This is a genomic window from Streptomyces sp. NPDC002386 (assembly GCF_053593175.1).
In genome coordinates this window covers 34,005-57,232 of the sequence record NZ_JBSFBX010000012.1, presented here as the reverse complement: position 1 = coordinate 57,232, position 23,228 = coordinate 34,005, and the positions used below count along the sequence as shown (strand labels likewise).

The following is a 23,228-nucleotide window of genomic DNA, read 5'->3' as shown; positions in this document are numbered from 1 at the left end:
GCCGTCAGCCCTCCAGGACCGAGCGCAGGTCCCACAGGGTGCGCCAGGTGGCGGAACCCTGCTCGGCGCGGCGCCGCACGGGACCGTCCCAGTAGCCGCGCAGCCGCGCCGCGTCGGCCGGGTCGTCCTTGCGCACGACGCCCAGGAGATGGCCGGGGAGCAGACCGAGGACGTCACGGTCGCCGGGGAAGTAGGCAGCGGCCAGGCCGAGCGCGCCGGCCACGGCCACGGCCTCCGCCGTACTCATCACCGTCGAGGGACGCTCCACCTCCCAGCCTTCCGCCGACCGGCCCTCGCGCAGGTCACGGAACGCGGTGACCAGCGCCTCCAGCACGGCGTCGTCGACCCGGAAGGGCGCGCCGGCCCGCTCCAGCGAGGCCCGTGCCTGGCCGCGCACCAGAGCGGTCTCGACGTCGAGGTCGGCGATGGGCCCCACCGTCTCGAAGTTGAAGCGGCGCTTGAGCGCCGCGGACATCTCCGAGACGCCCCGGTCCCGCAGGTTGGCGGTGGCGATCAGGTTGAACCCGGGCGCGGCGTGGGCCGACCCGTCCTCACCGCCCGCCAGTTCGGGCACCGCGATGAGCCGCTCGGACAGCAGCGACACCAGCGAGTCCTGCACCTCGGGCAGGCAGCGGGTGACCTCCTCGACCCGGGCGATGGCGCCCCGGGTCATCGCGGTGAGCACCGGGGACGGCACCAGCGCCTGCCGGCTGGGGCCCTGCGCGAGCAACAGGGCGTAGTTCCAGCCGTACTTGAGCTGGTCCTCGGTCGTGCCCGCGGTGCCCTGCACCACCAGACCGCTCGTCCCGCACACGGCCGCCGACAGCAGCTCGGACAGCATCGACTTGGCGGTGCCGGGCTCGCCGACGAGCAGCAGGCCCCGCTCCCCGGCGAGCGTGACGACACACCGCTCCACCAGCGCGCGGTCGCCCACGAACTTGCTTTCCACCACCAGACGCCGCGGCACCCCGTCGGGGACCTCGGCGTCCTCGGGCAGCCGCAGCGCCTGACCCTCGCTGCCCATCACGAAGGTGACGACGGACCGGGGCGTGAGCCGCCACGCGGGCGGACGCGGCCCGGCGTCGTACGCGGCGAGAAAGGCGAGTTCCGTGGCGAACCGGTCCTCGGGCGGGACGATCTGACGGGTCGCGTCGGGAGCGAGGACGGTGCTCATCGGAGGGTGCCCTTCGGGGTGTCACGGGTGGTGGTCGTCGTGCTCCTCGTGCGGCGGCTCATCGGCGCCGCCCCCTGCGCGTCGCGCGGGTGGTGAGCTCCTCGTACGCCGGGGCCTCGCCGGAGCGGACCCGGTCCCAGGCGCGGGCGAACAGCTCCGGCACCGGCAGCAGGGGCACGGCACGCCGGTGGTCGGAGAGCGGGTACAGGCCCTCCTTCCAGGTCTCCGCCGGCAGCGCGGGCGACTTCAGCTCACGCCAGCCGCAGGGCAGGAACAGCGTCCGTCCGGCGCGCGAGCGCTTGGCCTCCACGACGAGACCGGTCGCGGCCAGTTCGGCGCGGGCCTTCTTCGTACGGGCGGGCTTCCAGCCGGTCCAGCGCGCGCAGTTGCGGTCCGTCGGGTCGGGCAGCGCCAGCAACTGGAGGTAGAGCGCCGCCGCGTCCTCGCTCAGCCCGCGCGCCGCGGCGACCTCGGTGACGAGTCCGGGCACGCAGACCGACGGGTCCTGGGCGTGGCCCGCGGGGCCGTCGGCGCCGGCGGCAACCGCCCGGGCCAGGTCGTCCCCGAGCACGGTGCGCAGGACGCCCAGGCGGTGGCCGCGCACAGCGCCCACCAGTCCCTCCAGCAGCCCGAACACCGCGTCGTCGGGGCCGGCGAGCGCGGCGGGGCGGACCAGGACCATCTCCGTGTCGCGGTGCCAGGGGCGCAGCACGATCGCCTCGCCGACCCGGGTGAGACCGTGCGCGTCGCCGCCCCCGGTCTCCGGCAAGCCGTGCATCGTGCGCAGTTCGGCCGCTGTCGAGGCGCCCTTCTCCGTCCACTCGACGTCGACGGCGAGCAGCAGCTCCGGATCGGCCAGCCGGCGGCGCAGCGCGGCGAGACCCGCGGGCAGGGCCGCGCGCAGCGGGTGCCCGTACGGAAGGACGTAGGCGAGGGCGGCCAGGGTGTTCAGGGCGGCCGGCAGATCGTGCCGGTCGGGCACGGCGGCCGGGTCCGACCAGGCCAGGTCGCCGTCCTTGCCGGGCCGCAGCACGGCGGTGCGCGTCAGCCATGGGGTGCGGGACGGGTTCAGCACCGCCTCGCCGTACCCGACGCCCGCGAGGTCGGCCGCCAGGTCCTCGGGCACGCGCACGAGGGAGCCGAGCCGCTCGGCCCAGACCCGGCCCGCGGCGTCCGTGTCCGGCCCCGAGGTCCACAGCGCGGCGGGGTCGGCGGGCAGCAGGGCGCCCAGCAGCGCGTTGCGCTCCTCGCGGCCGAGGACGTTCAGCCGGGCCTGGGCGAACTCGTTCTGCCGCGGCTTCAGGCCGAGCCCGGCCAGCCGCTCCGCGCCGGGCTCCTGCGGAAGGCCGGCCAGCAGCGCCGTGGACTGCAGCGGTCCGAGGCCGCCGCCGGTCGCCGCCACCAGCGCCCCGGGCGCTCCGGCGTGCCAGGGGGCGGCGCCCTTGTCCCGGACCAGGCGGACGACCGCGGCGAGATCGTCGGCGGACATCCCCGGATCGTGCCGGACGTCGGCTTCCAGCACGAAGTGCGCGACCGCGCCGAACGCGCCCGACGGGTCGTGGTCCAGCGCCAGCCAGCGCACGCGGTCCAGCCGCGTGTCGACGCTCTGGCAGCCGAGGACCACCACCGTACGGCCGTCCCGGCGCAGCACCTGACCGGACCGCTGCCGCTTGTCGTGCGGCTCGCTCAGCACGATCTCGCGCAGGGCGCCCCCGGCCCCGGCGAGCGGACCCTCGCCGATCGCCTCGAACAGCAGGAGCAGCGACTCCCGTTGCTCCTCGGGCAGGGCCGGCGAGGCGGCCCGCAGGGCGAGCCCCCGCAGAACCCCCAGCACGGACGGCCACACCATGCCGATCCCGGGGACGGTGTACTCGTCGCTGACCCAGCCGTCGCCGACGGCGGCGAGCCGCTCCCGGTCGGTGAGCGGCTTGCCCCCGGCGGGTTCGCCGGAGAGCACGTGGTTCACCGAGCGGATCTGGCGCAGCACGCTCCACTGGCCCCCGTGCCACCAGCCGCGCAGGCCGACGACGCCGGAGACGGCGTCGTACAGCATGCGGTCCTCGCCGCGTTCGGGGCGGTAGTCGGCGAACATCTCCTCGGTCCCCTCGCGCGGCTGCCGCGGCCGCTGCACGGCGGGCGTGGCGAAGGTGGTGGCCGACTCGGTCAGCCGCAGCGCCATCCGGACCAGGGCGGCGACACCGGTGAGCAGCCTGCCGTCCGTGCAGCCGGGCAGCGCCCGGGTGACGGCCTCGCGGGCGACCTCGTCCGCGGCCGGTACGGCGGCCCGCGCGGCCTCGTCCGAACCGGCGCGGGCCACCGCCTCCTGACGTTCGGCCAGTGCCCGGCCGGTGACCCGCAGCAGCTCGGCCGCCTGTTCGTCGGTCAGCGAGCGCAGCACGGCCGAGCCCCGCTCGTCACGGGGAAGCAGGGCGTGCCAGAAGGCGAGCGGCGGCACCAGCCGCGTGCCGGCGGCGAAATCGCTGCCGCGTTCGTCGCCCGGCGCCACCCAGCCGAGTTCGCCGCCCGGCGAGGTGTCGTCGGCGGCGAACAGGAGGGCCTGGCCGTGCCGCTGCGCGACGACCGGCTCGGCACCGCCGGGCAGCCGCAGCGCGCCGACCGGCGTGACATCCGACCGGCCGTCGGGGCCGGCCGGCACGGACACCGTGCGCCCGTCCGGCGTCCCGGCGACCTTGCGGGCTTGATCGCCCTCGCCCTCCAGGCGCACCCAGCGGCCGAGCACGGTGCCGTCGGTGCCGAACGGGCTGTGCTCCAGGCCGGGTTGCAACGGCAGCACCTCGCACCGGTCGGTCAGCAGGGCGGCGTCGTCCCGGATGCCCGACCGCAGCAGGGCGGGCAGGGAGGCGCGGCCGTGGGTGCCGGTGACCGGGTCGTACTCCAGCCACACCGTCTCCCGGCCCTGCCTGCCCCGGCGCCACAGCACGCTGCCGTCACCGATCACGGCGCGGCTCGGCGGCAGCACCGTGTCCCCGGCGTGCAGCGCCCGGCCGCCGGTGGCCCGGCCGCCGCCGGGCAACGGGACCGAGGGGGCGCCGGCGTCGTTCCCCCACCGGTAGGACGGCAGTTGCTCGCCGCCGAGGGGGAACACCTCGGTGGGGCGGGACGACCAGTAGCCGCGCTGCTTGCCGTCCTGCCGCCACATCACCAGCAGTTCGCCGTCCACGTACCGGCACCACGGGCGCTGCCAGCGGTCCAGTTCCGCGGGCAGGCGCAGGTCGTGTTCGAGTAGCACCTTCGCGGGGCCGACCACGACCGCCTTGTGCCGGTGCGCCAGGACCAGCGCGGGCCAGGCCTCGTGGAGGGTGGGCGTGGTGTCCTCGCGCCTCCTGCCCCCGGCTCCGGCGTCGAGCAGGGCCAGTGCCTCCTCGAGGGCGGGCCAGCCCAGCTCGTCCAGGATTCCGGCGCGCAGGGTGCGGCCGAGCAGCGGCGCAACCGCCTGCCCGGCCACCACGGCGACGGCGTCCGGGGCGACCTCGGCCGCGACCGGCCGGAACGGCCGCAGCCGGTCGAGCGCGGCACGGGCGCCGGGCAGCCCCGTCACGCCCGTGTACTCCCCGGCGGCCTGTCCGAGCCACTCGCGCAGCACCTCGCGCAGCACCGGGTGCCCGGCGACCGTCCGCAGCAGATCGGCGCTCCCGTTGTCCCGGCCGACCGCTTCGAGGGCCCGGTGCAGCAGCCGCCGGAACCTCGGGTCGGCCGCCACGGCCACCAGGTCACGGCGACCGGCCCGGTCGTCCTTCAGCCAGCCGGGGAGGGGCAGATACGTGTTCACCTCCGGTCCGGGCACGGCGAGCGGGATGCCCTCCGCCGCGCACAGGTCCAGCAGGTCGAGGTCGGCGCCGGCGTGCCAGCGGCCGGTGAACAGGTCCACGGGCCGGCCGGCGTCCCGCAGCGGCCCGGCCATGCGCGCGACGAGCGCCAGCGTCGCCGGTGAGCGGCGCGAGTAGGACCCGCCGTGCTTGCGGAAGTACGCCCAGCGGCTCAGCCAGTCGGCGGGGTCGACGGCGTGCTCCTTCGCCGCCTGCGCGTCGGTGAGCAGCCGTTCGGCCCCGCACTCCGCGAGCAGCGCCAGCCAGAACTCGTCGTCCTCGGTCTCCCGGCCCAGGCCGGCCGGCATGATCTCCAGCAGCCGCGCCCGCACGGCCGGCCGCCGCTCGGCCAGGGCCGACAGGACCCCGCGGTAGGAGTTCCAGAAGGACGCGGGTGCCCGTACGGCGGCGGGGGAGGCCAGCAGATCGGCCACGAGGGAGCTTTCCTCGGCGTCCCGGTCGAGCCCGGCCGCCCTGATCAGCCCGCGCGCGTCCTGCGGCAGCGAGGCGTACGGCGGCATCCCGGCCGCGCAGCGCTCCACCGTGAGCTGCCGGAACTGCGTCCACGCGGCGGCCGGGTCGAGCCGCCGGGCCAGGTCCTTCACATGCTCCTTGAGCGCCTTGACGGTCAGCGCCCCGGCGAAGGCGAACTCCAGGAACACCGCCCGCTGCCGCTCCTCGTCCACGGGGAGCGCGTGCACCCGCTCGGCCTGGCGGGCCTTGCCGAAGAAGGCGGCGGCGTACGTGGTGTTCTCGTGCTGCAGGAAGACCCGCGCGGCCTGCTCGTAGAAGGTGGGCAGGAAGTGCGGCACGGCCCGGCCGAGCCGCTCGCCGAGCGCCTCGAAGCCGTCCTTGGCGTGGCCGGGGCGGGACTTGGCCTGGCGGGCCAGCCGCTCGACGTCCTTGACCAGGGCGAGCGCGTGATGCCCGTTCGCCGGGTCGTTCACCAGGGCCCAGGCGGGGAAGCCCAGCGTCTCCTTGCGGACCTGCCCGGCCTCCGGCACCTCCGGTTCGCGGGCCAGCCCGAGGAACTCCAGCGCCAGGTCCTCGGCCTCGCCCAGCGTGCCCGGCACGAGGCGCACGACAGGGCGGTCGTCCAGGGCGGGGTGGGTGTAGGTGCGGACGGTGAGCCCGTCGGCGTCCTCGCGCGCGGTGCTGCCGGGCGGCAGTACGGCGCCCGCGTCCAGCAGTGCGGCCGCGGTGGCCTCGTCGTAGCCCGTGATGGCCGTCATGCCGCCCGCTCCTCGTCCTCGATGTCCCGCCCGGCGTACAGCGCGGCCGCCATGCGCATGCCCTCCGACCAGGCGACGGGCCCCACCTGACCGAGCCTCAGCAGGCGGCCGGCGGGGTCGGCCCACACCAGCGCGCCGGTCTCGGTCTCCTCGTAGCCGTCGTAGTCGCCGACCCATACGCGGGCCTCGACGCCGCGTCCGTCCTCGAAGACGGAGCACACCGCGTTGCCGCCGCGCACGCGGTACCCGAGCTGGCCGGCCCTGCCGTGCAGGAAGCGCAGTTCCTTGTAGGAGCCGCCCGCGTACTCCTCCACCTGCGTGGCCTCGGGGTCGGCACCGGCCGGACGGTGCCAGACCTCGCGGAAGAGCTGCTGGGCGCGCTGCCCGACGCCCAGCTCCACGGCGAACTCCCGCAGTTCCTCCAGGTCTTCGAGCAGCACGGGGTGCGGGATGCGGACGAGTTCGGGGGTGATGCGCACCGTGTCGCCGTCGAGGTCCACCAGACCGAGGCCGCGCCCGGGGTCGGCGTCGCGCAGGAATCCGGCGACCCGGCCGTCGTCGCCGGTGACGACGAGGTCGCGCAGGGCCGCCTGCCAGGCGGGGTCCGGCCACACCCGGGCGATCACGGAGAGCGGCACCGGCAGCGAGCGGACCATCCACCGCTCGACGTCGGCCAGGCACTGCCGCTCGTGCCGCTCCAGCCACTCGGCGAGCTGCCTCAGACCCACGACCGCCGGTTCGTCGGCGAGCTTCGCGGGCACGGACTTCAGCCGGCGTCCGGCCGCGTTGCGGCACACCACCTTGCCGTCGTCGAGGGCGATCTCGTAATCGCCCGCGGCCACCCACCCCATACATGCCTCCCCGCACGCGCAGTGATCAACTCTGCGGAACTCTAGGGGAGGCCACTGACAACGCCCCCGGTGGCGGGGGCTTCAGCCGTCTCAGGCGTCCGGCGCGCCCTTCTCCTTCTTGATGCTCTTCAGCCGCGCGCCCTCCTTGCGGACCTCGGCCTGGGTGGCCCGCTCCTTCTCCAGCCACTCGGGCCGCTCCTGCTTGAGCGCCTCGATCTGCTCGGTGGTCAGCGCCTCGGTGACACCGGCGCGCGCGAGGCCGGAGATGGACACGCCGAGCTTCGCGGCGACCACCGGGCGCGGGTGCGGACCGTCCGCTCGCAGCGCGAGCAGCCACTCGGGCGGGTTGGCCTGCAGCTCGTTCAGCTCGGCGCGCGTGACCACACCCTCCTGGAAGTCTGCGGGGGTGGCGGGGAGGTACACACCCAGCTTCTTCGCCGCGGTCGCGGGCTTCATCGTCTGGGTGCTCTGCTGCGAACTCATGAGGTCAAGGGTATCGGCCGGGTACGGGGCGGCCGACCACGGCCGGTAGCCTGGCCTGGTGACAGGCTCGGATGAATCACCGTCGTTCCGGCTCGCGTACGTCCCCGGAGTGACGCCGGCCAAATGGGCGCGGATCTGGCAGGAGCGCCGCCCCCGCAACCCGCTCACCCTGCTCCAGGTCCCGGCACCCGAGGCGCCGGGGCTGCTGCGCGCCGGAGAGGCGGACGCGGCCTTCGTACGGCTGCCGGTCGACCGTACGTTCTTCAGCGCGATCCCCCTGTACACGGAGACCACGGTGGTGGTGGTCCCCAAGGACCACCTGATCACGGCAGCCGAGGAGGTGACCCTGGCCGACCTCGCCGACGAGGTCGTGTTCCACCCCATGGACGACGTCTTCGACTGGGCCGCCCCGCCCGGCGAGCCCGCCTTCGAGCGTCCCGCGACGACACCCGACGCGATCGAGCTGGTCGCGGCCGGCGTCGGTCTGCTGATCGTCCCGCAGTCCCTGGCCCGGCTCTACCACCGCAGGGACCTCACCTACCGTCCCGTCACCGACGCGCCCCAGTCGAGCGTCGCCCTGTCCTGGCCCGAGGAGGCCACCACCGAACTGGTGGAGGACTTCATCGGCATCGTCCGCGGCCGCACCGTCAACAGCTCGCGAGGTCGTGCGCCGGAGCAGGCCGAGGGGGAGCAGCGGCGCGGGCGGGCGCAGCAGGGCGGCGGCCGCCAGAAGCCGGCCGCTGGGAAGTCGGCCGGCGCGAAGTCCGGGAACCGTACCGCGCGGGGCCGTTCCGGTTCCGGGGGCGGTGGGAAGGCGGGCAAGCCGGCCAAGCGGGGCAAGCCGCGCCGCAAGCCGTAGCCCGCCGCCGTTCCGCGCACCGGGCCTCGGAGCCCGGGGCCCGGGGCGCACCGGCGAAGTCCAGGGGCGCGCGGACTTCAGGTCTCCGTGCGCACGGGTCCGGCAAGCTCAGGATCTCGGGCGGGCGTGTCCGGCAAGCTCAGGATCTCGGGTGCGCGGGTCCGGCAAGCCAAGGATCTCGGCCGCGCAGGCCCGGCACGCTCAGGACCCCGAGAGAGAAGGCCCGGCACGCTCAGGACCCCGGTCGCACCGGTTCCTCCGCGCCGCCCTCCGCCGAGCCGCCCCGGACCCGCTCCCCGGCCCGTGCCGGTTCGGGGTGCGTCCGGCGCTCCCGCAGATCCGCGATGGCCAGCACCAGCGCGACCATGATGAGCCCGACCGCGGTGAGCAGCCCGAGCTGAATGGCCGTGACGGAGTACCCCGGGCCGGCCTGGTGCGCGAAGTACACCGCGCCCACCACGGCGATGCCGGCCGCGGATCCGACCCGCTGGCCCGTCTGGAGGACCCCGCCGGCCGCTCCGGCCCGGTGCACGGGGACCCGGGTGAGGGTGAGGGTCGTGTTGGGGGAGACCGTCAGACCGGAGCCGATCCCGCCGACCAGCAGCGGCAGCGCGGTCGCCCAGCCCACGTTCGGCCCGGGCACCAGCTCCACCGCCGCGACCACTCCGAGCAGTCCCAGCGCCACCCCGCCGAGCCCGATGACGACCAGCCTGCGGCCGTGGCGCACCACGAGCCGGCCGCCTGCGGCCGCGCCGACCGCCGAGGCCGCCGCGAACGGCAGCACCGTCAGGCCGGCCGCCAGAGCGCTGTAGCCGACCGTGTTCTGCAGGAACAGCGTGTACACGAAGAAGACCGTGGTGAAGCCCGCGAAGTAGGTGAGGCTGATCAGGGCGCCGAGGGTGAACGAGCGCAGGGAGAAGAGCTCCAGGTCGACCAGCGGGGCCCGCCCGCGCTGCCCCTGCCGCCTCTCCCACACCCAGAACGCGGTCAGCAGCAGCGCCGCCACCGGCAGCAGCGCCCACTTCAGCCGCCCCGTCCACTGCTGCTCCTGCACCAGTGGCAGCATCAGCGCGAGCACGCCGGAGCCGAGGAGCAGCACCCCGAACAGGTCGAACGTCTCCCGCCTGTCGGTGGTGACCGGGAAGCGGGGGAGCAGCCGCAGTCCGGCGGTGAAGGCGGCCACCCCGATGGGCAGGTTGACGAAGAACACCCAGCGCCAGCCGTCCGCGGTGCCGACGGCGTCGATCAGCACGCCGCCCGCCAGCGGCCCCACCGCCGTCGAGACCCCGATGACGCTGCCGAGCAGGCCGAAGGCCTTCGCCCGCTCCGAGCCCCGGAACATCTGCTGGATCAGCCCCGAAGTCTGCGGCGCGACCATGCCCGCCGCCGCGCCCTGGATCAGCCGGAACACCACCAGCCAGGACGGCCCGGGAGCGAGCCCGCACGCCGCCGAGGCCAGCGTGAACAGGGCCAGCCCGATCAGGAAGGCCTGGCGCCGGCCGTGCATGTCGCCCAGCCGGCCCGCGGGGACGAGCGCGAGCCCGAAGGTCAGGGCGTATCCGGAGACCACCCAGGACTGGGCGGCCTCGGAGGCGCCCAGCCCGTGCTCCATCGAGGGCAGTGCCACGTTCACGATCGAGGTGTCGAGCAGCGAGATGAACCCCGCCGTCAGACAGACCGCGAGCGCCTTCCACCGCCGTTCGTCGGGGGTGGGCCCTGCCGGGACTGTGCTCATGGGGTCACGCTAAGCAGCCGTTCGGCCGGGCGCACTCCGGGAGCACCGGCGCCGGCCCCGGGAAGGTCCCCTCCGGTTCAGCGGGAACCGGCCGTGGCCATCAGCCACGCGTAGGCCGACTGGGCCGTGAACCCGGCCTGTCCGCCCCGCACCAGCAGCGCGGCCGTGGCGAACTCGGGCGCGCCCGCCTGGGCCGCCACGTACGGCACCGCGATGCAGCGCATCCCGGCCGCGTGCGCGGCCGCCGCGCCCGGCGCCGCGTCCTCCACGACCACGCAGCGGGCCGGATCCACCCCCAGCCGGCGGGCCGCCTCCAGGAAGACGTCGGGGGCGGGTTTGCCAAGGGGCACCTCGTCGGCGGAGACGACGGTGCGCAGATGGGCGTCCAGGCCGGTGCCCGCGAGGATCGCCCCGATCGCCTCCAGGGAGGAGCCCGAGGCCACCGCCGTCGGCACGCCCTCGGCGGCCAGCAGCTCCACGAACTTCCGCATCTCCGGGTACGCGCGCGTACCCGGAGCGGGCCAGTTCCAGATAGCGCCGGTTCGTCGCCTCGAACAGCTCCTCCACCGAGGCGCTCAGGCCGTAGCGCCGCCGCCAGAGGACGACGGTCTCCAGGGTGCTGACGCCGACATAGCCCTCGTGCTCCGTCCAGGTGAAGTCCAGGACGCCGTGCTCGGCCAGGGTCAGCCGGCCCGCCTCGTAGTAGTTCGGCTCGCTGTCCACCAGCGTTCCGTCGAGATCGAAGACGACCGCAAGGGTGCCGGACTCGCTCATGCCGTCCAGCATGCCCGGCGTCAGGCGCGGTCCGCCCGCCCGACCGACTCCACCAGGGGGAGCAGCCGGTACGGCACGCGCTCGCGCAGGGCCACCTCGGTGCGGGTGCGCACCACGCCCGGCATGCTGATCAGCTTCTGGATCACGTCCTCCAGATGGGCGTTGTCCCGCCCCACCACCCGGGCCAGCAGGTCGCCGCCGCCCGTGATCGAGAAGGCCTCGACGATCTCCGGCACGGCGGCCAGCGCGTCGCCGACGTCGTCCAGGTGGCCCTGGGTGACCTCGATGTGCACGAAGGCCAGCACCGGGTGGCCGAGCGCGGCGGGGGACAGCGAGGGCCCCGTGCCGGTGATCACACCGTCGCGCTCCATGCGGTCCAGGCGGGCCTGGAGGGTGCCCCGGGCCACGCCGAGGATACGGGCGTACTCGCGCACGCTGGTGCGCGGCTGCTCCAGCAGCAGCCGCAGGATGCGGGTGTCGAGTGCGTCCACGCTCATGAGGCACGACTGTACCAATGGCTCACCGGTGGGACCGTCGCGTATGCCGCCCGACCTGGTCCGTTGGCATTACGGCGAACTTCCGACCGCAGATCCTGCTGGGCCATTGGATCAGTGATGCGGTCAACACTTGAGCCAGTGACCTCTGTGATGCTCTCATGGAGGGGTCGATGGCGCTGCGGATCCCCGCGGCGCCTTTTCTGTGCCGGTGCGCGAACCGGCGTACCGGGCGTTCCGGGTGTACCGGGGTGCCAACGGGAGGGGCTCAGTGCTGAAGAGGGTGTTCGTGGCCGCGGACCCGGGGCGGACGCGGCTGCGCTTCGCCGCGCGGGCCGTGCTCGGCATCGGGCTGGCGGTCGCCGTGTGCGGGTCGGCGGGGCAGCCCCTGGCCGGAGCGGTCACCGGCGGCCTCGCCGCGCTGCTCGCCCTGTTCACCGTCACCGACGCCACCGTGCGCGGACAGGCGGTCACCACCGCGCTGCTGCCCGCCGTCGGCCTGCCCGTGCTCGCCGCCGCGGCCGAGCTGCACGACTTCCCCGTGGCGCGGGACCTGGTGTTCCTCGCCGTGGTCGGCGCCGGCGTGTACGCCCGCCGCTGGGGCCCGCGCGGCCACAGCCTCGGTGTCTTCGCCTTCATGACCTTCTTCATGGCCCAGTTCCTGCACACCACGCCCGGAGAGCTGCCCGCGCTGTACGCCGCCGTCCTGCTGTCCGTGCTGAGCGCGGCCGCCGTCCGCTTCGGCCTGTGGTGCTACGAGCGCCGGCTGCCCCCGGCCGCGGTGCCCGCACCCCCCGCCGGCAGCGGCCTGGCCCGGGTGACCACCCGGCAGGCCGTGCAGGCGACCGCGGGCGCCGGCTTCGCGCTCGTCGCCGGGCAGCTCCTGTCCGGGCAGCGCTGGTACTGGGCGGTGGGCGCCACCTGGTGGGTCTTCGTGAACACCGCCTCACGCGGCGAGACGCTGGTCCGCGGCTTCCGGCGGGTCCTCGGCACCGTCATCGGCATCGGCCTCGGCTTCCTCGCCGCCGTGCCGGTGCACGGGGCGGCCGTGCCCACCGCCGTCCTCGTGGCCGTCGCCGTCTTCGGCATCTTCTACACGGCCGCCGTTTCCTACACCTGGATGATGCTTTGGGTGACGGTCCTCGCCGCCTCGCTCTACGGCCTCCTCGGCGTCCTCAGCCCCGGCCTGCTCGCCCTGCGCCTGGCCGAGACCGGTGTCGGCGCCCTCGGTGCCGCGCTCGCCGTGCTCTTCGTGCTGCCCGTCACCACACACGCCACCACCGACGCCTGGATCCAGCGCGCCCTGCGCTGCGTGCACGCCTGCACCGCGGAGGTCGCCGCGCGGCTCGCCGGATCGGAGACCGCCGACCCGGCGCCCCGCGTGGCCGAGCTGGAGCAGCTCCTCGGCCGGGTACGGCTCTCGGTGGCGCCGCTCGTCCACCCGCTCAACCCGATGCTCGGCCGCAAGCGGCGCGCGCGCCGGGTGCTCGCCCTGCTCGACGACTGCGCCCGCGAGATCCGCGGTCTGGTCGCGGTCGCCGCGGACCCCGAGGCCTCGCACGACGCCCGCCTGGCCGCCGCCTGCTGGCGCGTGGAGGCCGCGGTCGAGGCGCTCACGGACGGCGGCCTCGAACAGGTACACCGGCCCGCCGATGCTCCCGCCGAGCCCGCCCTGGCCCATCTGCACGGCCTGGAGCGGGCGCTCGCCGAGCTGGCCGAGCCGCTGCGGGCACCCTCCGGCTCCCGGCTAGTCGGCGCCTGAGAGGAAACGTCCCCCGGTTGGTCTAGACCGGCGGTGACCGGCTGCTACCGTCGGCACCACTGGCGCGGACCGAGAGGGGACAGCGGTGGCAGCAGTCGGCAGGCGGCAGAGGGCGTTCATCGGGTCGTACACGGCCGCGGGCGGTCCGGGACTGGTCACCGCGGAAGTCCACCCCGGCACCGGCGCGCTGACCCTAACCGGCCGCCTCGGCACCGTCCCCGACCCCGCCTACCTGGCCCTTTCCCCTGCCGGTGACATGCTCTACGCGGTCAGCGAGACCGCGGAGGGCGCCGTCGCCGCGTACCGCGTCGGTGGGGACAAGCCGGAACCGGCCGGGCCGCCCGTCCCGGTCGGCGGCGGGCCCACCCACCTCGCCCTGCACGCCGGTCACGTGCTGACCGCCGACTACGGATCCGGCGGCGTCACCGCCGTACCGGTGCGCCCGGACGGCACCCTGGCCGCCGCGCCCTCGGGCCGGCTGCGGCACACCGGCTCCGGCCCGCACGACCGCCGCCAGCGCGGCCCGCACCCCCACCAGGTGGGGCCCGACCCCAGCGGCCGGTGGATCGTCAGCGTCGACCTCGGCACGGACTCGGTTCGCGTCTGCACCCTCGACGAGGGCGTGCCCGCCCTCCACCGCGAGATCGCGCTGCGCCCCGGATCGGGCCCCCGCCACCTGGCCTTCCACCCGGACGGCGAGCACGCCTACGTGGTCAACGAGCTCACCCCGACGGTCACCGTGTGCCTCTGGGACGCGGACGGCGGCTCGCTGAAGCCGCTGGCCGAGGTCCCGGTCCTGCCGGGCGCCCCGGCCGGCGACGCCTACCCCTCGGGCGTCGTGGTCTCGCCGGACGGCCGCTTCGTGTGGACCGCGACCCGCGGTGAGGACGTCCTGTCCGTGCTCGCCGTCCAGGGCGACGGCCTCCGGCTGACCGGCACGGTGCCGTGCGGCGGGCACTGGCCCCGCGCGCTGGCCGAGCACGACGGCTTCCTGTACTCCGCCAACGAGCGCTCCGGCGACGTGACCTGGTTCGACGTGCGGGAACGTCCGGGACTGCCCCGCTACGACGGCTCCGTCGAGGTCACGGCGGCCGCCTGCGTCGTCTTCGGCTGAACGGGCGCCGGCACGTCGAAGGGCCCGCTCCGGTCACCGGAGCGGGCCCTTCGTGTCGAACGGGGGTGCCGTCGCGTCAGCGGACCGGCGTGCCCTGCTGCTGCGGCGAGGCGATGCCGAGCGCGGTCGTGTACTTGGCGAGGGCCAGCTTGCCGATCGCCGGGTAGGCGCCCAGCGCCTCGGCGGTGGCGCAGCCGGCCTCCTCGGCGGCCGCGGCCAGCAGCGCCGAGTCGATCTCGGGGCCGATCAGGTACGGCGCGAGGGCGAGCTGCTGCGAGCCGGAGGAACGCAGCTGCTCGGCGACCGAGGTGATGGCACCCTCCTCGTCGAGCGCCGCCGCCATGACGGGGACGGCCAGACGTGCGGCGAGCAGCATGCCGGTGATGCCGGCCGCCTGCACGGCCTCGTCACCGCCCACCGAGGCCAGGATGATGCCGTCCGCAGCCGTGGCCACGGTGAACAGCCGGGCGCGGTCGGCGCGGGCCAGGCCCGCCTCGGACAGGCGCACGTGCAGCGCCTCGGCCAGCAGCGGGTGCGGGCCGAGGACGTCGGTCAGCTCGGCGGCGACCCGGCTGTCCATCACGGCCTGGCGGACCTGGCGCAGCAGCGCGCTGTCCGGGCCGGCCAGCAGCGGGACGACGACCGCGACCGGGCCGTCGGGCTCCTTGACCTCGACGCCCGCGGCGCGGGCCTGCTCGAAGCGTGCGGTCCGCTGCTCGGCGGCAGCGGACAGCACCGAGCGCAGACTCGGGAACTCGGCGTCGTCCCCGTCCAGGTAACCGATGCGTGCGTCCAGGCCGGGCAGCTCGGAGCGAGCGATGCTCACGACCTCCTCGGCGAGGCTGCGCGAGGCGGCGCCGGGCGCGCCGGGCACCGCGAGGACGAGCGCGGGCGCGCCCTCGGGAGCCACCAGCGGTTCCGGTCGGCGGTGCCTTCCGGGCTGGCGGGGTCGCGGCATTCGTACTGGCAGGCCGGACGCGGGCCCAGTGGGGGAGCTCATGGCGCCGCATGTTACTGGCTCTTTGGGTTCCCCTGTTCGGGGAGGGTGCAGGTGAGCGGTATCCGTCCGCTTTTGTCTGATGAGTTACGCCCGTTTGGCATGTGTTTCGGGCACGCGCCGGACAGATGGAGCGGAAAGTGGGCGATCCCCCTATGTGCGGACGATATGAAGCATGGTCGATTCACCCGGAAGTGTGAGCTGTTCGGCCGCCAGCTCACCCGCGATCCGCACACAGCCGTGCAGCGGGTCGCCCTCGGCCGGGACCAGCCGGGCCCGAGGCAGTCGATGCGCCAACTCCTCACGCACCGGAACGAGCAGCGGGTCGCCCATGTTGAAGAGACCTCCGGTCAGTGCCACTTCGCCCGCTCCGGAGTCCGGACAGACGGCCGCGGCGGACTCGGCCATGGCGCGGGCCGCCGCGCGCAGGATGCCGGCGGCCACCGGGTCGTGCGGGGCGCAGGCGGCCACCCGCGGCGCGAACGACGCGAGCAGCGCGGGGCGGTCTGAGCGCGGGTAGAGCAGGCCGGGCAGGCCGGCCAGCGGGCCGAACTGCTCCTCGGCGCCGGCCCGCAGCGGTGCGGAGCCGCCGTCACGGCCGTCATGGGCGCGCAGCGCCGCCTCGAGACCGGCCCGCCCGATCCAGGCCCCGCCGCCGCAGTCGCCGAGCAGATGACCCCAGCCGTCCGCCCGGTACCAGCGGCGCAGATCCGTGCCGATCGCGATCAGACCGGTGCCCCCGGCGACCACCGCACCCGGCCGCGGTCCCAGGGCGCCCACGTAGGCCGTCACGGCGTCGGCGGCGAGCGCGACGGACCGCACACCCAGTTCGCGGGCCAGCAGGCCCGGCAGTTCGGCGCGCAGGGCGTCACCCAGGGTGGCGAACCCGGCGGCGCCGACGACGGCCGTGCCCAGCTCGCCGACCCCGGCCCGCACGGTCAGCTCCCGGGCCAGCGGGAGGAGTTGCGCCATGAGGTGCGCGGGGTCGATGCCCCGCGCACCGGTACGCACCGGCTCCCGCGACTCCCCCCGGGCCGACGGTGGCCGCCCGGGCACGCCGACGGCGACCCGGAGGCCGGAACCCCCGGAGTCCACGGCCAGGTAGCCGGCGGCGGTCACGGCAGACGCCAGTCCACCGGCTGTCCGCCCTGCTCGATCAGCAGGTCGTTGGCCCGGCTGAACGGACGCGAACCGAAGAAGCCGCGGTCGGCCGACATGGGCGACGGGTGCGCCGACTCCACGGCCGGCAGCCGCCCCAGCAGCGGACGCAGGTTGCGGGCGTCGCGCCCCCACAGGATCGACACCAGCGGCTTGCCCCGCCCGGCCAGGGCCCGGATCGCCTGCTCGGTGACCTCCTCCCAGCCCTTGCCGCGATGGGCGGCCGGGCTGCGCGGTGCCGTGGTGAGCGCCCTGTTGAGCAGCAGCACGCCCTGCTGCGTCCAGGGCGTGAGATCGCCGGTGGAGGGCTGGGGCAGCCCCAGGTCGCTGTTCAGCTCGCGGAAGATGTTGATCAGGCTCGGCGGCAGCGGTCGCACCTCCGGCGCGACCGAGAACGAGAGCCCGACCGCGTGTCCCGGGGTCGGGTAGGGGTCCTGACCGACGATCAGGACCCGTACGTCGTCGAAGGGTTGCTGAAAGGCGCGCAGGACGTTCGGTCCGGCGGGGAGGTAGGTGCGTCCCGCGGCGATCTCCGCGCGCAGGAAGTCGCCCATCGCGGCGACGCGTCCGGCGACGGGTTCCAGGGCCTTGGCCCAGCCCGGTTCGACGATTTCATGCAAGGGTCGTGGTGCCACGGGCGTCACCCTACTGCCGGGCCCCGGTCGGCGATCAAGCCGCGACCGGGTCCGGCAGGGCACGGCCGCCCCTCCCGGCCGGCCGCCGCCCTCACCTCCCTCGCACGATCACCCGGTTCAGCCGATCACGGCGGCCCGCACGCACAGCACGTCCGGCAGATGGGACGCCAGTTGCCGCCAGGTGTCGCCGTCGTCGGCCGAGGCGAACACCTCACCGTTGCGATTGCCGAAGTAGACCCCGGCCGGATCGGCGTCGTCCGTGCAGAGTGCGTCCCGCAGCACGGTGCCGTAGTGGTCCTCGGACGGCAGCCCCTTGGACAGCGGCTCCCAGCTCTCGCCCGCGTCCTCCGTACGGTAGACCCGGCAGCGGCGCCCGGCCGGCACCCGGTCGGCGTCGGCGTTGATCGGGAAGACGTACGCCGTCCCGCCCCGGTGCGGATGGGCGGCCACCGCGAAGCCGAACGTCGACGGCAGTCCCGCGCCGATGTCGGTCCACTTCCCGCCCGCGTCGTCGCTGCGGTACACGCCCCAGTGGTTCTGCAGGTACAGCCGGTCGGGGTCGGCCGCGTCGCGCGCGACCTTGTGCACGCACTGACCGAACTCCGGATCGGGATCCGGCAGGAACACCGCGGACACACCGGAGTTGGACGGCGCCCAGCTCGACCCGCCGTCCCGGGTGCGGAACACCCCGGCGGTGGACACGGCGACGGTCACGGCCAGCGGGTCGCGCGCGTCGGTGAGCACCGTGTGCAGCCCCTCGCCGCCACCGCCCGGCACCCACCGGGAACGGGTCGGGTGCTCCCACAGGGGGCGCACCAGCTCGAAGCTCTCCCCGCGGTCCTCCGAGCGGTACAGCGCGGCCGGTTCCGTGCCCGCGTACACCACACCGGGTTCGGCGGCGGCCGGGTGGAGCTGCCAGACCCGCTCCAGCGAGGCGCCGGTGTCCTTGGGGAATCTGACGGCGGGCCGGGCCGGTTCGGTCCAGGTGCGGCCCAGGTCGTCGGAGTGGAACACCGACGGGCCCCAGTGCGCGCTGTCGCCGCCCGCCAGCAGCCGGGGACGGTCTCCCCGGGTGTCGATGGCGACCGAGTAGACCGCCTGCGCGTTGAAGTAGGGAGTGTCGTCGAACTCCCAGCCGCCACCTCGCCTCCGCCCGATGAACAGACCCTTTCGGGTACCCACGGCGAGCAGGACCTCGGTCATGCCGGTCACCTCCGGGACGTCGTCGTCCAGGTAGTCGTCAGATACCGGTCAGTCTGCACCCCACCACTGACAGTCCCCCCTGCGAGCCGCGTCGCCGCAGGTCACAGCGGTGAGGTCGGCCCGCCGCGCGGACCGGTGCCGACGCGTTGCGCCATGCGCCTGCGCGGAGGGGGACTCTCGTGCGACCGTCGGGGAGACGGTTCGTCGTGAGCAACGGGGCGGCCGCGCCCGTATGGGAGTGCGGTCCGGCCCGTCGGTGCGCTCGTGAGGAGGATGCCTTTGAAGGCGTTCCGTGGTCCCAAGGTGCGGCTGTGGCGCTGGCGGCGCAATCCGCTGCGGCGCCGGTCCGACGTGCTGGAGGCCTGGGTGGTGCTCGCCGCCTGGCTGCTGACCGTCCTGGTGGGGGCGGCGGCCGGACTCGCCGCCGCCCGGTCGGTGGAGCACGGACTGGCCAGGGAGCGCGCCGCCTGGCGGCCCGTCGTGGCCCGGGTCGTCGCCCGGGCCCCCGGAAGAAGCGCCTCCGAGACCTCGGGTGCGGAGCGGGTCTGGGCGCGAGTGCGCTGGACCGCCGCCGACGGCTCGGCGCACTCCGGCCAGGCCCGGGTCGTGCCGGGCAGCGCGGCCGGCAGCCCGGTCACCGTGTGGACCGACCCGCAGGGTCACCTCGTCAGCCGCCCGGCCACGGAGTCCGAGGCCACCTTCCGCGCCGTTCTCATGGGCGGCCTGGTCGGACTGAGCGCCGCCGCCGTCCCCTTCGCCGGCGGACTCGCCCTCCGCGGCCGGCTGGAACGCCGCCGCATGGACGACTGGGACGCGGAATGGGCCCGGCTGGGACCGCAGTGGGGCCGGATGACGTGGTGACGCCCGGGACCACGCCGGGATACGTCCGGAACGGATCACCGGCTCCCGAGCCCCCGCGGGCCCACAACGGCGCCCCGGGCCTGAGGGTCCCACGGAGCACACCGGCTCCCCGGGCCTCAGGCATCCCGCGGACCACGACGGCCCACCCGCTCCCGGCGTCCCGCAGACCACCAGGGCCCACGGGACCCCCATGCGCCCCGCGTGATCGGAAAGAGGCTCACGAGCGCTCGGGTGCGGCGGACAGCACCTCCTCGCAGGTTCTGAGCAGCGCCTCGTCCTCGGCGATCGCGCGGCCGCCGTGTCCGCCCGCCCGCGCCGTGTGCCGTCGTGGGGCGGCCAGTTCCGCGAGTACGAGGTCCCGCAACGGCGCGCCCGCCGGCCCCATCGCGACGAGGCACCGCGCGATCGGGCCCCGGGCGCCGGGACTCTCCGACCAGGCGGCCCGGAGCACCGGCAGGACGGGTTCCGGGTCCCCGCCGACGTGCCACAGCGCGCACGCGGCGAGGGTCCGCTGCCCGGCCTGCCCCGACGCGGCCGCCCGGCGGAGCTCCGGCAGGGCCGCGCGGGCCGCCGGGCCCATCCTGGCCAACTGCCGCGCGGCCAGGCGGCGGACGCCCGGCTCGCCCTGTGTCAGCTCCCGTACCAGCACGGGAAGCACGGCCGGGGCGTCACCGTCCGCCGACCACAGCGCGCCCGCCGCGGCGGCCGCGTGCCGGGTGTGCAGGAGCGCGCGCAGGACCGGTGCCGCCCGCGTGGCGGCGCCGAGGGCGTCCAGTGTCCCGACCGCCTGTCCGGCGACTCCGTCCCGCGCGCCGAGGCCGTCCGGGGCGCCCGTCAGCAGTCGCAGCACCTCCGGCACCGCCTCCACGTCCCCGATGGCCCGCAGTGCCGTCAGCAGCGGCGCGGCCCAGGAGCCGGCGTCCGGCGAGTCCAGCGGGATCCGCCCCAGCCGGTGCCGCAGCGCGGGAGCGAGGGGAGCGGCGGCCGGGCCCAGGTGCGCGATCTCGTCGCCCAGACCGCCGGGCACGACCGGGCCGGCCAGCACCTGCGCCAGCACCGGGACGGCCCGCGGATCGCCGCTGCGAGCCAGGGCCTTGAGGGCGCCGCCCACGGAGGGTGCGCCGCGCTCCCAGCGGTGGGTCCACAGATCGGGCCGGGAGGCGACGAGGGCGTGCAGGTCGTCCGCCGCGGGAGCGGCCAGGCCGTGAAGCTCCGACAGGACGGAGACGGCCGCATCCCGCAACCACTCCTCGTCCGTGCCCAGTTGACTGCCGACCAGGGCCACCGGCCCGGTGAAGCGGGCCCGCCAGCCGCGGAAGAGCACGGCCGCCATCCATACGGCGTTGCCCCGGTCGACCGGATCCGGGCTGGTCAACTGCCCGGTCAGCAGGGTGACGCGGTCGCCGGTCCGGTCCCCGAGCGCGGTGTGGAGGGTGCGCAGCAGTCGGGCGCCCTCCTCGTCGGAGGGGCGCAGCCGCCGTAATCGGCCCACCAGGGTGTCGTTGGCGGAGCGGTCCGGGACGCGCGCGCGGCGGGCGGACCGCTCCCGCAGCAGCCGTACGGCGGTCGGCACCAGGTCGGCGGGGAGCCGGCCGGGCGCACCGAGCGCGAGCTGGCCGAGCGCCGCGAGGCGCAGCCCGGGGTCGTGCGGCGGGGCGCTCTGCGCGGCCAGCAGGTCCACCGCGGCGGCCCGTGCCGGGTACCGGCGCGCGAACAGCCCGACGGCCTCGGTGAGGGCGAGCAGCGCCCGGCCGTCCCGCTCGACGGGTATCCGCTGCCGCAGCAGCCCCAGCACGCGCGCCGGATCGTCGACGAAGCGGACGACCGCGCCGGCCGCCGCCCGCCGCACCCCCGGGTCCGGATCCCCGAGCAGGGGCACGAACACCTCGCCGTCCGCCCGGACCGCCTCGCGCGCGCGTGCGTCCCCGCTCTCCGCCCCGATGCTGACCAGCAGTTCCACGATGCAGCCCCGATCCGGCACCGCCTCGCGGGCCGCGAGCGAGAACAGGAAGGGGACGCAGGCGAGCGTCGAGTCGTACACGTTCCCCTCGTGGTGCACCGTGCCGTACATGCCGTCCAGCGCGGTCTGACGTTCGGCGGCGTCCGCCGACGCAAGTCCGCGCAGCCATCCGGGCACGTCCTGTGCGCTGCCGTACGCGTGCCGCAGCGAGGCCCAGTCGACCTCGTCGATCCCGGTGAACACGATCCCCTCCCCCAGACGAGTGGCACCTGATCGCGAGTCTGCACCACCGCACTGACAACGAAGCGCGAGCATGCGCTGACTGTGTGCGATTCGTCGGCTGTCACCGGCCACCGCGAGGGAGGCCGGGACCCTCGCCGGGGAGGGGCTCAGCCCGCGTCGGGCAGGGCCCGCTCCAGGACCGCGTCCAGGCCGGTCCCGGCGGGCAGCGTGCCGAACGAGTGTCCCCAGTCGCCGCCCAGCCGGGTCGCGCAGAAGGCGTCCGCCACCGGGTGCGGGGCGTGCCGGACCAGCAGGGACGCCTGCAGCGCGAGCGCCATCCGCTCGACCAGCCGGCGGGCGCCCACCTGCCCGGTTTCCGCCAACTGCGTCCGCAGCCCGGCCACGGCGGCGTCCAGCCGGGCGTCCGCCCCGCGCGCGAGGGCCAGTTCGCCGAACAGGGCCTCCGCGGTGTCCGGTTCCCGCCCCAGGGCGCGCAGCACGTCGAGCGCGTTGACGTTGCCCGAGCCCTCCCAGATGGAGAGCAGCGGGGCCTCCCGGTAGTGGCGGGGCATCCCGGACTCCTCGACGTACCCGTTGCCGCCCAGGCACTCCAGGGCCTCCGCGGTGAAGGCCGGTCCCCGCTTGGTGACCCAGTACTTGCCCACGGCGGTCGCGATCCGCCGGAAGGCCCGCTCCCCGGCGTCCCCGCGCACCGCGCGGTCCGCGGCGCCGGCCAGCCGCAGGGTGAGCGTGGTCGCCGCCTCCGACTCCAGCGCCAGATCGGCCAGCACGTTGCGCATCAGCGGCTGGTCGATCAGCCGGGCGCCGAACGCGCTGCGGTGACGCGCGTGATGGCCCGCCTCGACGAGCGTCTTGCGCATGAGCGTCGCCGAGGACATCACGCAGTCGAGCCGGGTGCAGTTGACCATCTCGATGATCGTCTTCACCCCCCGGCCCTCCGGCCCGACCAGCCATGCCACCGTCCGGTCGAACTCCGGCTCGGAGGACGCGTTGGACCGGTTGCCGAGCTTGTCCTTCAGTCGCTGGATGCGGAAGGTGTTCCGGCTGCCGTCCGGCAGCACGCGCGGCACCAGGAAGCAGGACAGGCCGCCCGGGGCCTGCGCGAGCACCAGGAAGACGTCGCACATGGGCGCCGAGGTGAACCACTTGTGCCCGCGCAGCGTGTAGACGCCCGCCTCCGCGGTGGGCGTGGCCACGGTGGTGTTGGTGCGGACGTCGGAACCGCCCTGCTTCTCGGTCATGCCCATCCCGGCGAGCAGCCCGGGCTTCTCGGCCGGGACGCGCAGCCCGGGCTCGTACTCGCGGCTGGTCAGCAGCGGCTCGTAGACCTTGGCGAGGTCGGGCTGGGCGCGCAGGGCGGGCACGGCGGCGTACGTCATCGAGGTCGGGCAGCCGTGCCCGGCCTCCGTGTGTCCCCACACCAGGCCGCCCGCGGTGCGCGCCACGTGGGCGCCGGTGCGGTCGTCCGCCCAGGGGGCGCCGGCCAGGCCCTCGGCGACCGCCGTCCGCATCAGGTGGTGCCAGCTCGGATGGAACTCGACCTCGTCGACCCGGTGGCCGTAGCGGTCGTGGGTGCGCAGCTCCGGTTCGTGCAGATTGGCCAGCTCGCCCCACTCCTGGGCCTCCGCGCTGCCGGCCCGCCGCCCCAGCCGCCGCAGGCCGTCCTCGGCCCAGCCCGCGCCCTCCCGGCGCAGTCCCTCGAGGAGGGCCCGATCCTCCGAGGTGTCGTACGGGGCCAGGGGCGGGGCCTGGTTGGTCACGTCGTGGGTGGCGTACCGCGACCGCGGCTGCGCGGATGTCGAGTCCATGGAGCCATGTTGCACTCTTGCTGCGGCTGTAGCAATAATGCAACAACAAGTCTCCGTA

General features: G+C 75.4%; 16 protein-coding genes and 1 pseudogene. 4 read left to right on the top strand and 13 right to left on the bottom strand.

The window, feature by feature from the left end; genetic code table 11:
* Positions 1-4 precede the first annotated feature (4 nt).
* The 4 genes from ACWCPN_RS23690 to ACWCPN_RS23675 all read right to left on the bottom strand — a co-directional run bounded on the left by ACWCPN_RS23690 (position 5) and on the right by ACWCPN_RS23675 (position 7,567).
* Positions 5-1,174, bottom strand: coding sequence for an ATP-binding protein (locus ACWCPN_RS23690; RefSeq protein WP_451209479.1), 1,170 nt, complete (start codon positions 1,172-1,174; stop codon positions 5-7).
* A gap of 58 nt (positions 1,175-1,232) precedes the next feature.
* Positions 1,233-6,233: a hypothetical protein gene (locus tag ACWCPN_RS23685; protein ID WP_451209476.1), complete on the bottom strand. Its 5,001-nt coding sequence runs from the start codon at positions 6,231-6,233 to the stop codon at positions 1,233-1,235.
* Positions 6,230-7,084, bottom strand: a complete 855-nt coding sequence (locus ACWCPN_RS23680) for a DUF4132 domain-containing protein (RefSeq protein ID WP_451209473.1) — start codon at positions 7,082-7,084, stop codon at positions 6,230-6,232. Before ACWCPN_RS23680 ends, ACWCPN_RS23685 begins: the two co-directional genes overlap by 4 nt.
* A gap of 90 nt (positions 7,085-7,174) precedes the next feature.
* Positions 7,175-7,567, bottom strand: coding sequence for a DUF5997 family protein (locus ACWCPN_RS23675; RefSeq protein ID WP_199209565.1), 393 nt, complete (start codon positions 7,565-7,567; stop codon positions 7,175-7,177).
* Positions 7,568-7,625: 58 nt separating this feature from the next.
* Between ACWCPN_RS23675 and ACWCPN_RS23670 the strand changes: the two genes are divergently transcribed.
* Entirely contained in the window at positions 7,626-8,426 is an 801-nt protein-coding gene (locus tag ACWCPN_RS23670) for a LysR family substrate-binding domain-containing protein (RefSeq protein WP_451209470.1), read from the top strand.
* Between the two features lie 232 nt (positions 8,427-8,658).
* On the opposite strand, the gene ACWCPN_RS23665 is transcribed toward ACWCPN_RS23670, so the two are convergent.
* The 3 genes and pseudogenes from ACWCPN_RS23665 to ACWCPN_RS23655 all read right to left on the bottom strand — a co-directional run bounded on the left by ACWCPN_RS23665 (position 8,659) and on the right by ACWCPN_RS23655 (position 11,432).
* A complete protein-coding gene (locus ACWCPN_RS23665) occupies positions 8,659-10,161 on the bottom strand; it encodes an MFS transporter (protein WP_451209467.1) in 1,503 nt (500 codons plus the stop codon).
* Between the two features lie 77 nt (positions 10,162-10,238).
* Positions 10,239-10,935, bottom strand: a pseudogene (locus ACWCPN_RS23660) (HAD family hydrolase).
* Positions 10,936-10,955: 20 nt separating this feature from the next.
* Positions 10,956-11,432 (bottom strand): Lrp/AsnC family transcriptional regulator, encoded by a 477-nt coding sequence (locus ACWCPN_RS23655; RefSeq protein WP_451209464.1) that lies wholly within the window; start codon positions 11,430-11,432, stop codon positions 10,956-10,958.
* Positions 11,433-11,700: 268 nt separating this feature from the next.
* Here ACWCPN_RS23655 and ACWCPN_RS23650 point away from each other — a divergent pair, with 268 nt between their 5' ends.
* Both ACWCPN_RS23650 and ACWCPN_RS23645 read left to right on the top strand, forming a co-directional pair.
* Positions 11,701-13,191 (top strand): FUSC family protein, encoded by a 1,491-nt coding sequence (locus ACWCPN_RS23650; RefSeq protein ID WP_451209461.1) that lies wholly within the window; start codon positions 11,701-11,703, stop codon positions 13,189-13,191.
* Positions 13,192-13,276: 85 nt separating this feature from the next.
* Positions 13,277-14,305, top strand: coding sequence for a lactonase family protein (locus ACWCPN_RS23645; RefSeq protein ID WP_451209458.1), 1,029 nt, complete (start codon positions 13,277-13,279; stop codon positions 14,303-14,305).
* A gap of 76 nt (positions 14,306-14,381) precedes the next feature.
* Here ACWCPN_RS23645 and ACWCPN_RS23640 read toward each other — a convergent pair whose 3' ends face one another.
* From ACWCPN_RS23640 to ACWCPN_RS23625, 4 genes are all read right to left on the bottom strand, one after another.
* Positions 14,382-15,305, bottom strand: coding sequence for a sirohydrochlorin chelatase (locus tag ACWCPN_RS23640; RefSeq protein WP_451209455.1), 924 nt, complete (start codon positions 15,303-15,305; stop codon positions 14,382-14,384).
* A 150-nt stretch (positions 15,306-15,455) separates the two neighbouring features.
* Entirely contained in the window at positions 15,456-16,421 is a 966-nt protein-coding gene (locus ACWCPN_RS23635) for an N-acetylglucosamine kinase (RefSeq protein WP_451209452.1), read from the bottom strand.
* Complete coding sequence (locus ACWCPN_RS23630; RefSeq protein ID WP_351660408.1) at positions 16,418-17,095, bottom strand: uracil-DNA glycosylase; 678 nt, start codon at positions 17,093-17,095, stop codon at positions 16,418-16,420. Before ACWCPN_RS23630 ends, ACWCPN_RS23635 begins: the two co-directional genes overlap by 4 nt.
* A 117-nt stretch (positions 17,096-17,212) precedes the next feature.
* The gene (locus tag ACWCPN_RS23625) at positions 17,213-18,298 is read right to left on the bottom strand and encodes a WD40/YVTN/BNR-like repeat-containing protein (protein WP_392401390.1); all 1,086 of its coding nucleotides are present in this window, start codon (positions 18,296-18,298) and stop codon (positions 17,213-17,215) included.
* Positions 18,299-18,571: 273 nt separating this feature from the next.
* On the opposite strand from ACWCPN_RS23625, the gene ACWCPN_RS23620 reads away from it, so the two are divergent.
* A complete protein-coding gene (locus ACWCPN_RS23620; RefSeq protein ID WP_451209448.1) occupies positions 18,572-19,159 on the top strand; it encodes an Rv1733c family protein in 588 nt (195 codons plus the stop codon).
* A 217-nt stretch (positions 19,160-19,376) separates the two neighbouring features.
* Here the strand turns inward: ACWCPN_RS23620 and ACWCPN_RS23615 are convergent, their stop codons facing one another.
* Positions 19,377-21,362: a HEAT repeat domain-containing protein gene (locus tag ACWCPN_RS23615; RefSeq protein WP_451209445.1), complete on the bottom strand. Its 1,986-nt coding sequence runs from the start codon at positions 21,360-21,362 to the stop codon at positions 19,377-19,379.
* A gap of 146 nt (positions 21,363-21,508) precedes the next feature.
* Positions 21,509-23,170 (bottom strand): DNA alkylation response protein, encoded by a 1,662-nt coding sequence (locus ACWCPN_RS23610; protein ID WP_451209442.1) that lies wholly within the window; start codon positions 23,168-23,170, stop codon positions 21,509-21,511.
* Positions 23,171-23,228 lie beyond the last annotated feature (58 nt).